This window comes from Nonomuraea sp. NPDC048882 (assembly GCF_040649755.1).
GTDB classification, from domain to species: domain Bacteria; phylum Actinomycetota; class Actinomycetes; order Streptosporangiales; family Streptosporangiaceae; genus Nonomuraea; species Nonomuraea maheshkhaliensis.
In genome coordinates this window covers 518,338-527,421 of record NZ_JBEZGB010000008.1, presented here as the reverse complement: position 1 = coordinate 527,421, position 9,084 = coordinate 518,338, and the positions used below count along the sequence as shown (strand labels likewise).

Here is a 9,084-nt window from a genome sequence, read left to right as displayed (position 1 = left end):
CCACCGCGACCGTCAACCGCGCCGTACTCAAACTGCCCACCGGCTGGCCCACCCGCACCCAGACCCTGACCGTCCAAGGCAGCACCAACGGCACCACCTTCACCACCCTGCTCCCCTCCGCCACCCACACCTTCAACCCCACCGCCACCCTCACCATCCCCGCCACCACCACCCGATACGTCCGCATCCAGATCACCGCCAACACCGGCTGGCCCGCCGCCCAGCTCGCCGAAGCCGAACTCTGGGGCCCCGCCCCCGACACCCCCGGCGACGCCACCAACCTCGCCCTCGGCAAAACCCTCACCGAGTCCTCCCACACCCACACCTACGTCGCCGCCAACGCCAACGACGACAACCCCCAGACCTACTGGGAAAGCGCCGCCTACCCCGCCACCCTGACCGCCCCCCTCGGCGCCGACGCCACCCTCACCTCCCTCACCCTCAAACTCAACCCCGACCCCGCCTGGGCCCGCCGCACCCAGACCCTCCAAGTCCTCGGCCGCACCCAGAACGCCACCACCTTCACCACCCTCGTCCCCAGCGCCACCTACACCTTCGACCCCGCCACCGGCAACACCGTCACCATCCCGCTCACCGCCACCGCCGCCGACGTCCGCCTGCAGTTCACCGCCAACACCGGCGCCCCAGGCGGCCAGGTCGCCGAGTTCCAGATCTTCGGCACCCCGGCACCCAACCCCGACCTCACGGTGACGGCGCTCAGCTGGACGCCCGCCGCGCCGACCGCGACGACCGCGATCACGCTGTCGGGCACGGTCAGGAACGCCGGCACCGCCGCCTCCGCCGCCACCTCGCTCGCCTTCTACGCCGCAGGCGCCAAGGTCGGCACCGCCGACGTCGCGGCGCTGGCCGCCGGAGCCGCCACGACCGTGTCGGCGAACATCGGGACCAGGAGCGCGGGCACGTACCAGCTCGAAGCCAGGGTGGACGAGCAGAACGCGGTCCCCGAGCAGAACGAGGCCAACAACGGTCACACCGCGCCATCACCCCTGGTCGTCGCCGACGCGCCTGGCCCCGACCTGCAGATCCTCGGCCTGACCGCCACGCCGCCGAACCCCGCCGCCGGCACCCGCGTCACCTTCACCGTGGCCGTCAGGAACCGCGGCACCACCACGACCGGCGCCACCACGGTCACCCGGGTCGCGATCGGGGGCATCACGCTCGACACCCAGACCTCGCCCATCGCCGCGGGCGCGACGGCGAACGTGGCCGTGAGCGGCGGCTGGACCGCCACCAGCGGTGGCGCCACCGCCGTCGCCACCGCGGACGCGACCGGTGTCGTGGCCGAGACCGACGAGGGCAACAACACGTTCTCGCAGCCGATCACCGTCGGCCGCGGCGCCTCGCTGCCGTACGTCGAGTACGAGGCGGAAGCGGCCTCCTACCAGGGCACCCTGCTGCAGTCGGACCCGCTGCGCACGTTCGGGCACACCAACTTCGCCACCGAGTCCTCCGGCCGCAAGTCGGTCCGGCTGAACTCGACCGGCCAGTACGTCGAGTTCACCTCCGTGAACCAGGCCAACTCGATCGTGGTGCGCAACTCCATCCCGGACGCGCCGGGCGGCGGCGGCATGGAGGCCACGATCAGCCTGTACGCCGACGGCGCCTTCGTACGGAAACTCACCCTCTCCTCCAAGCACAGCTGGCTGTACGGCACCAGCGACGACCCGGAGGCGCTGACCAACACCCCGCAGGCCGACGCGCGCAGGCTGTTCGACGAGTCGCACGCGCTGCTGTCGCGCTCGTACCCGGCCGGCACCAAGTTCCGCCTCCAGCGCGACGCCGGCGACGACGCCGCGTTTTACATCATCGACCTGATCGACCTGGAGCAGGTCGCGCCCGCGGCGGGCAAGCCGGCTGAGTGCACCTCCATCACCGACTACGGCGCCGTCCCCGACGACGGCGGGGACGACACGGACGCGATCCAGCGGGCCGTCACCGACGACCAGAACGGCGTCATCGCCTGCGTGTGGATCCCGCCGGGTCAGTGGCGGCAGGAGAAGAAGATCCTCACCGACGACCCGCTGAACCGCGGCCAGTACAACCAGGTCGGCATCAGGAACGTGACGATCCGCGGCGCGGGCATGTGGCACTCGCAGTTCTACACCCTGACCGAGCCGCACCTGGCCACGGGCGGCATCAACCATCCGCACGAGGGCAACTTCGGCTTCGACATCGACGACAACGTGCAGATCTCCGACGTGGCCATCTTCGGCTCCGGCCGGATCCGCGGCGGCCCCGGCGGCGCCGAGGGCGGCGTCGGGCTGAACGGCCGCTTCGGCCGGAACACGAAGATCAGCAATGTCTGGATCGAGCACGCCAACGTGGGCGTCTGGGGCGGCCGCGACTACGACAACATCCCCGAGCTGTGGGGGCCGGCCGACGGGCTGCAGTTCAGCGGCATGCGCATCCGCGACACCTACGCCGACGGCATCAACTTCAGCAACGGGACGCGGAACTCGCGCGTGTTCAACTCCAGCTTCCGCACCACCGGGGACGACTCGCTGGCCGTCTGGGCCAACCCGTTCGTCAAGGACCCGTCGGTGGACATCGCCCACGACAACACGTTCGTCAACAACACCGTCCAGCTCCCGTGGCGGGCCAACGGCATCGCGATCTACGGCGGCTACGGCAACAAGATCGAGAACAATCTGGTGTACGACACCATGAACTACCCCGGCATCATGCTCGCCACCGACCACAACCCGCTGCCCTTCTCCGGCCAGACGCTGATCGCCGGCAACGCGCTGTACCGCTGCGGCGGCGTCTTCTGGGGCGAGGCGCAGAAGTTCGGCGCCATCACCCTGTTCGCCCAGAATCGCGACATCACCGGCGTGACCATCCGCGACACCGAAATCTCCGACTCGACCTATGACGGCATCCAGTTCAAGGCGGGCGGTGGCAACATGCCCGGCGTCGCCATCACGAACGTCCGCATCGACAAGTCCAACAACGGCGCGGGCATCCTGGCCCACGGCGGTGCCCGGGGCAGCGCGACCCTGAGCGGCGTCACCATCACGAACTCGGCGACCGGCGACATCGTCAGGGAACCGGGCACCGGCTTCGTGATCACGGGCGGATAGCGCACCCCAGGGCCGGGGCGGGCCGTCACCGCCCCGGCCAGTACGGGTCGAACAGGTCGAACCTGTTCTGCAGGCCCAGCAGGTAGCGCGCGTCGTCGGTGTCGTGCAGCAGCTCGAACTCGCGCGGCACGTACAGGCTGAACAGCCGGGCCCGGGCGGCGGAGGAGCCGGAGGCGTCCAGAACGGCGTTGGCCGCCATGCGCCCGGCCTCGTTCGCGCCCTCCACCGTGGCCAGGTTGATGCTGTTGCGGACGTAGTCGGCGGCCAGGAAGAGGTTGGGGATGGCGGTGGTGGCGCCCGGCCGGTCCGCCCAGGAGGAGGGCGTGTTGATCAGCAGCGGCTCGTCGTTGGCCACCGCCGGCGTACCCTCGCCGGTGATCGCCGGGTCGACGAACCAGGACCGTACGATCGAGTCGGGCAGCAGCGCCGCGCCGCCGGGCAGCGCCGAACGCACCTGGGCCAGCACCTCCTGCACGATCTGCGGCCGGGTGCACTGCTTGGCCGTCTTGCCGAACAGGATGCCCGGCGTGTTCCAGTCCGACAGGTCGAGCGACAGGCAGTCGGTGACGGTGCCGTCGCCGTAGCGCGCCGCGAAGTCCCCGGTCCAGAACTGGGCCTGGCTGATCGAGGTGAGCGCCCACGGGGTGGCCGCATAGATGAGGTGACCGTTCGCGATCGGACGGGGCTCCTTCAGATAGATCATGACCCCGTTCATCCAGTCCGTCTCCAGCCGGTCCAGCCGGGCCAGCGCGGGATCGGCGGACTTCATCGCGGGCGTCAGCAGCGGCCGCAGCCGCTCGACCGGGAGCGCGGCCACGTAGTGGTCGGCGCTCACCGTGCCGGTGGCGCCGCTGGGATCGGTCAGCCGTACGCCGGTGATCCGGCCGCCGGAGTAGTCGAAGCCGGTCGCGGTCCAGCCGACCTCGAACCGCACCCCGAGGCCGGTCAGGTGGTCGATCCAGGGCGTGATCCACACGTCGTTGGAGGGGCCGTTGAGCACCTGGTCGGGCGGCCCGTACGGGCCGAGGCCGAGCGCGCTGTAGACGAGCGCCTCGAACATCAGCCCCATCGTGCGGGTGTTGGCCTTGTCCGGCTGGGCCGCCACCAGGGACGCGGTGAACAGGTGCACGAGCAGCTCGCGGTATTCCTGCGACATGGAGCTGGCCTTGATGAAGTCGGCGAAGCCCATGTTCTCCCACTGGCCGAGCCGCCGGCGCGGCCCGCTCGTCACGAAGGTGACCAGTTTGGCGACGGAGAACTCGATCTGCGCAGCGGGACCGTGCTGACGGCGGTGACGGCGCTGCGCAGGTAGTCCCTGATCGCCTCGGGGGTGAGGGTCCCGCCGATGCTGCCCGGCACCGGGACGCGTAACTCCTTCCCCTTGTACGCGATCACCTCCAAGCTCGCCGGGACCAGGTTGTCGCGTACGGTGCCGGTGCCGGCCGGGATGCGGCTCATGGTGTCGGGCAGGTTCTGGTAGAAGCCGGGGAAGAAGCGGAAGCCGTGCTCGCCGGGCAGGTCCTGCCCGCCGCCCTCGCGAGCGACGGCGCCTTGCGGCCGCTCGCCGCCTCGGCCGGTGTGGCGCCCCACAGGGAGCCGGCCGCCGTGGCGATCGCACCCGTGACGAAGCCCCTGCGCCCGATCCCGTTCTCTCGCTGGTCCACGGCGAACCTCCTGCCTAACCAACACTGCTGTTGGTTCAGTTAGGCCGAACGATGAAGGCATGCCTCACTTCTGTCAATACGCGAACGTGCGCGGGCTCAGCGGGCGCCGGACTCCGGCAGCGTGGACAGCCCGTTCCACAGCACCAGCATGGCGGCCTCGACGAGCCGGTCACGCGACATCGACGGGTGCCTGGCCCACCACTGGGCCAGGCCGTCGGTGCCCGAGATCAGCAGCTCGACCACCGCCTGCGCGGCCTCGGTCTCGGGATCGAGCCCCAGGCGGCGCAGGTCGGGCCCGAGCATCGCGGCCACCGAGCGGGTGCGGGTCTCCCTGATGCCCCAGCGCACGGCCTTGATCTCGGGGTCGTCCTCGTCGGTGTGGTCGAACAGCAGCCGGCGCGCGCCCGGGTTGGCCTCGGTGAAGCTGAAGTACGCGTCGAGCGTGGCGCGCAGCCGCCGCTCCGGCGAGCCCGAGCCGGTGATCCGGCCGCCGACGTGCTCGACCAGCCGGGCGTTCTGCTCCTGGAGCACCGTGATGAGCAGCACCCGCTTGGACGGGAAGTGGTCGTAGAGCACCGACCGCGTCACCCCTGCCGCGACCGCGATCTCCTCCATCGCCGTGGCGTGGTAGCCGCGCGCGGCGAAGACCTCCAGGGCCGCCTCGACGATCCGGCTCCGGCGGGCCGAGCCCGGCATGCGCTTCCTCGGCTCCTTGGTGGCCATGCCGAGCACCCTACCGTCCGGCGTTGACGCGGCGGCCCCGGCCGCTTACCGTCTTTCTTAACCGACACATGAGTCGGTTAGCGCCGGTGGGAGGTCTGATGACCGAGCAGGCTGACGTCGTCGTCGCCGGGGCGCGCTGCGCGGGGTCGGCCACGGCCGCCACCCTCGCCAGGGCGGGCCGGCTCGTGCACCCCGGTCGACGGGATCGGCCACGGCCTCTGCGTCCGGCGCGCCCCGCTGGACGCGGCACTGGCCGAGACCGCCGCCGAGGCCGGGGCGCAGATCAGGCACGGGCACCGCGTCACCGGCCTGCTGTGGGAGCACGACCGCGTCGCAGGCGTGCGCGTCGAGGACCGCGACCGGCGCAGGGAGTACGAGATCCGCGCCCGCCTCGTCGTCGGCGCCGACGGCCGCCGCTCGACCGTCGCCCGCCTGGCCGGCGCTGAGCGCCCGCGCGTCTCCCACGCCAACGGGCGGGCCTGCTACTACGCCTACTACGAGGACCCGCGCGCGGAGTGGCGCGACACCGCCGCGATGTGGCTGACCGGCCGCGAACTGGGCAACGCCTTTCCCTGCGACGCGGGGCTGACGCTGGTCCTGCTGATGCCGCCGGTCGAGCGGGCGGCGGACTTCCGAGGGGACCTGGAGGCGGAGTTCGACCGTTCGGTAAGTCTCGTCCCCGGGCTGGCCGAGCGGCTGGCGGGATGCGTGCGCGGCACGAAGATCGTCAGCTCGGCCGAGCACCCGTCGTACTTCCGCCGCTCGTCGGGCCCCGGCTGGGCGCTGGCCGGCGACGCCGGGCACTTCAAGGACCCGGTCACCGCGCAGGGCATCCGGGACGCCGTACGGTTCGGGCGGCTGCTCGGGGAGGCCGTCGCCGGCGTACTGGACGACCCCGCCGCGCTCGACCGGGCCACCCGCGCGTGGGAGCGCACGCGCGACGCGCAGTGCGTGCACACCTACCACTGGACGAACCTGCTCGGGCGCGGCGACGGCCTGGCCCACGTGCAGTTCGAGCTGCTCAGAGCGCTGACCAGCGACGAGGACGGCGTGCGCCGCGTCCTCGACACCTACTCCCGCCTGCGCGACCCACGCGCGACCCTCGCCCTGCCCGGCCTGCTCGGCGCCACCGCCCACGCCCTGCGACACGGGGCCGGGCAGCGCGCGGCCATCGTGCGCGCGGCGGGTGCGGCGCTGGCCCAGCTCGCTGGCCATCGATGCGAGGCCCGGCGCCTCCTGGCGGACCCACGGACGCCCGTGGCGTGAGCACCCGCGTCGAGGTCACCCTGACGATCAGCTCGCGATCAACTTGCGGTCACTTCGCGGTCATCGGCGGTCGCCTCGCGGCCGTTTGTGGTTGCCTCGCGGTCGGCGGTCGGCTTGCGGGCGTCCGAGGTCACTTCGCGGGGCGGATGCGGATGACGGCGGTCTTGCCGACTGCGCCGAGCACCTCCAGGCGCATCTTGTTGATGACCGTCTTCATCCCGACGGAGCAGTCCAGGATCACGTAACCGGGTGCGCCTTGCGACGGCCCCGTGATGGAGGCCGTGCAGCCGGTGCCTTTGGAGAAATTCGAGCTGGTCAGCGGTGCGAACATCGTCACCGTGCGGGAACTGACGCCGGTCACCTGGATCGGGCCGATGCCGTAGCGCGCCGGCAGCGGGATCTGGGCCTTGCGTTTCACCCGGATCTCGCACCTGCCGTCCGCGCACGAACGTCGATTGCCGCCGTCGGCCGCATCGGGCAGCTTCCGGCGGGGCGACGGGGTTGCCGACGGGGTAGCGGACGCGGTGGTGGAGGGCGTGCTGGACGCGGCGGGTGAGGTGGCGGGTGCTGTGGCGGGGGAACCGCCGGAGGACGTGGGGGAAGCGGTGGCGGGCGCACGGGACGCGGCGGCGTCGCCGGGTGCCGGCTCCTGCGCGGAGCACGACACGAGCGCGACGGCGGTGGCCGTACCGAGCAGAACGCGGGCCAGCGGGCGCGAGCGGTCCATACGGGCACTCAACCGCATCCGCACGGGGACCGGTCCCGATCGCGCGCCACTATCCAGGGCCGTCAGTCGCCCCCGCCGCCGCCACCCCCGCAGCCTCCGCCACCCCCGTCGCCGCCCCAGCCGCCACCCCCGTCGCCGCTGTCACTGCTGTGGCTGTGGTAGGAGCCGGGCATCCCTGATCCGTAGCGTGGAATACCGGGGTTGCCGGAGCCTCTGCGCAGGGCCGGCGAGCCGCTGAGCAGCGACCACACCGACCGTACGACGATGAGCGCGATCGCGATCATGAATACGGCTGCCACGATGGTTGAGAACGTCACAAGACTTCACCCCCGTGAGTCTGGAAATCTCCCGTTCTGCCCACGGTAGACAGGCACCCGCGCCCACGGGGCTTCTGAGCCTTCTGCTCGCGGTCACCGCCTCCGCCGCCGGAAGCGGCCCGCTCAGCCCGGCTGCCCGGCGGGGCGGCAGGCGTCGAGGAGGAACACGCACTCCATCGCGACCTGCGCGGCGAGACTGCCGGTCAGGCCCGCATGGTCGTGCGGCGGGCTCACGGTGTTGACGTCGAAGGCGGCGAAGTCGAGCCCGCGCAGCCCGCGCAGGATGCTCAGCCCCTCCCGCACCGTGATCCCGCCCCAGGAGGGGGTGACCACGCCGGGCGCCGCGGACGGGTCGAAGACGTCCATGTCCCAGCAGAGGTAGACGGGAACGCCGGCGAACCTGGCCCGGATCCGCTGGACCAGCGCGGGCACGCCCATGGCGGTGAACTCGTCCATGGTGACGACCTCGTAGCCGAGGTCCCTGGCCACGCCGACGATCCCGGGACGCCCCCGGTGGTCGGTGTCACGCATGCCCACGTGCAGCGACGCCGCCGGGTCGATCAGCCCCTCGGTCACGGCGTGCACGAACGTGTTGGCGTTGTTGTACTCGTAGGGGTAGATGCCGTCGTACGCGTCGGTGTGGGCGTCGAAGTGGAGTACGGCGAAGCCGTCCCGATGCCGTTTCAGCGCCCGGAGCTGGGGCAACGTGACCGCTCCGTCGCCGCCCAGGGTCAGCGGCACGGCGCCCGCCGCGAGGATCCGCGACACCCCGGCCTCGATGGCGGGAAAGCTCTGGCCGACGTCGCCCGGCCGTACGTCCACGTCACCCGCGTCGATCACGCCGAGCTCGCGCAGCAGGTTCGTGCCGAACCCGTCGAGGTGCTCGGCGACCAGGGCGGAGTGCGCCCGCACGTGCGCGGGACCCGAGCGCGCGCCGATGCGGGTGGGGTGGTAGCCCATGTCGAACGGCACGCCCATCACCACGAGGCTGCTCGCGGACAGGTCCTGACCGGCGGGAACTCCGAACAGCGTGCCCACCGGCGAGACCGGCATGGCGTCCGTACGCGTCATTCCCGCATATTAACGATCATTTGCCCGGTTTTCGAGGCGGCCGCCACCGGTCCGGGATTGTGTCTCGACGCTCCAGGGGCGTCCGCCTACAGTGCGGGCATGCGGGTGTGCGCACACTGGCTCGGCGAGGGCTTGCGGTGCCGGATTCCCCTGCGGCGGATCAGACGCGGCGGGCCGGGGGCCGCGGATCACGCAGCCGCGGATCGCGGGGGCCG

At 71.7% G+C, this 9,084-nt stretch carries 8 protein-coding genes; 2 read left to right on the top strand and 6 right to left on the bottom strand.

All coding sequences use genetic code 11. The features are described 5' to 3' along the window. The coding region (locus AB0C27_RS29825) for a CARDB domain-containing protein (protein WP_357850242.1) at positions 1 to 3,101 on the top strand (3,101 nt) is incomplete at its 5' end. A gap of 25 nt (positions 3,102 to 3,126) precedes the next feature. Here AB0C27_RS29825 and AB0C27_RS29820 read toward each other — a convergent pair. The 3 genes from AB0C27_RS29820 to AB0C27_RS29810 form a co-directional block, all read right to left on the bottom strand. Next, entirely contained in the window at positions 3,127 to 4,332 is a 1,206-nt protein-coding gene (locus AB0C27_RS29820) for an FAD-dependent oxidoreductase (protein ID WP_357850239.1), read from the bottom strand. Continuing rightward, a complete protein-coding gene (locus AB0C27_RS29815; RefSeq protein WP_357850237.1) occupies positions 4,329 to 4,691 on the bottom strand; it encodes a hypothetical protein in 363 nt (120 codons plus the stop codon). The genes AB0C27_RS29820 and AB0C27_RS29815 overlap by 4 nt, the downstream gene beginning before the upstream one ends. Before the next feature lie 170 nt (positions 4,692 to 4,861). After that, the gene (locus AB0C27_RS29810) at positions 4,862 to 5,488 is read right to left on the bottom strand and encodes a TetR/AcrR family transcriptional regulator (RefSeq protein ID WP_357850234.1); all 627 of its coding nucleotides are present in this window, start codon (positions 5,486 to 5,488) and stop codon (positions 4,862 to 4,864) included. Between the two features lie 111 nt (positions 5,489 to 5,599). On the opposite strand from AB0C27_RS29810, the gene AB0C27_RS29805 reads away from it, so the two are divergent. Next, positions 5,600 to 6,754 (top strand): FAD-dependent monooxygenase, encoded by a 1,155-nt coding sequence (locus tag AB0C27_RS29805; protein ID WP_357850263.1) that lies wholly within the window; start codon positions 5,600 to 5,602, stop codon positions 6,752 to 6,754. 130 nt (positions 6,755 to 6,884) lie between these two features. Here the strand turns inward: AB0C27_RS29805 and AB0C27_RS29800 are convergent, their stop codons facing one another. The 3 genes from AB0C27_RS29800 to AB0C27_RS29790 form a co-directional block, all read right to left on the bottom strand. Next, entirely contained in the window at positions 6,885 to 7,172 is a 288-nt protein-coding gene (locus AB0C27_RS29800) for a hypothetical protein (protein ID WP_357850231.1), read from the bottom strand. A gap of 371 nt (positions 7,173 to 7,543) precedes the next feature. Then, positions 7,544 to 7,798, bottom strand: coding sequence for a hypothetical protein (locus AB0C27_RS29795; protein ID WP_357850228.1), 255 nt, complete (start codon positions 7,796 to 7,798; stop codon positions 7,544 to 7,546). A gap of 123 nt (positions 7,799 to 7,921) precedes the next feature. Further along, positions 7,922 to 8,869 (bottom strand): arginase family protein, encoded by a 948-nt coding sequence (locus AB0C27_RS29790; protein ID WP_357850225.1) that lies wholly within the window; start codon positions 8,867 to 8,869, stop codon positions 7,922 to 7,924. Positions 8,870 to 9,084 lie beyond the last annotated feature (215 nt).

What these genes read in the sequence shown, in the direction of transcription:
- AB0C27_RS29810 (WP_357850234.1), bottom strand. Translation starts at nt 5,488, where the DNA reads ATGGCCACCAAGGAGCCGAGGAAGCGCATGCCGGGCTCGGCCCGCCGG.
- AB0C27_RS29790 (WP_357850225.1), bottom strand. Translation starts at nt 8,869, where the DNA reads ATGACGCGTACGGACGCCATGCCGGTCTCGCCGGTGGGCACGCTGTTC.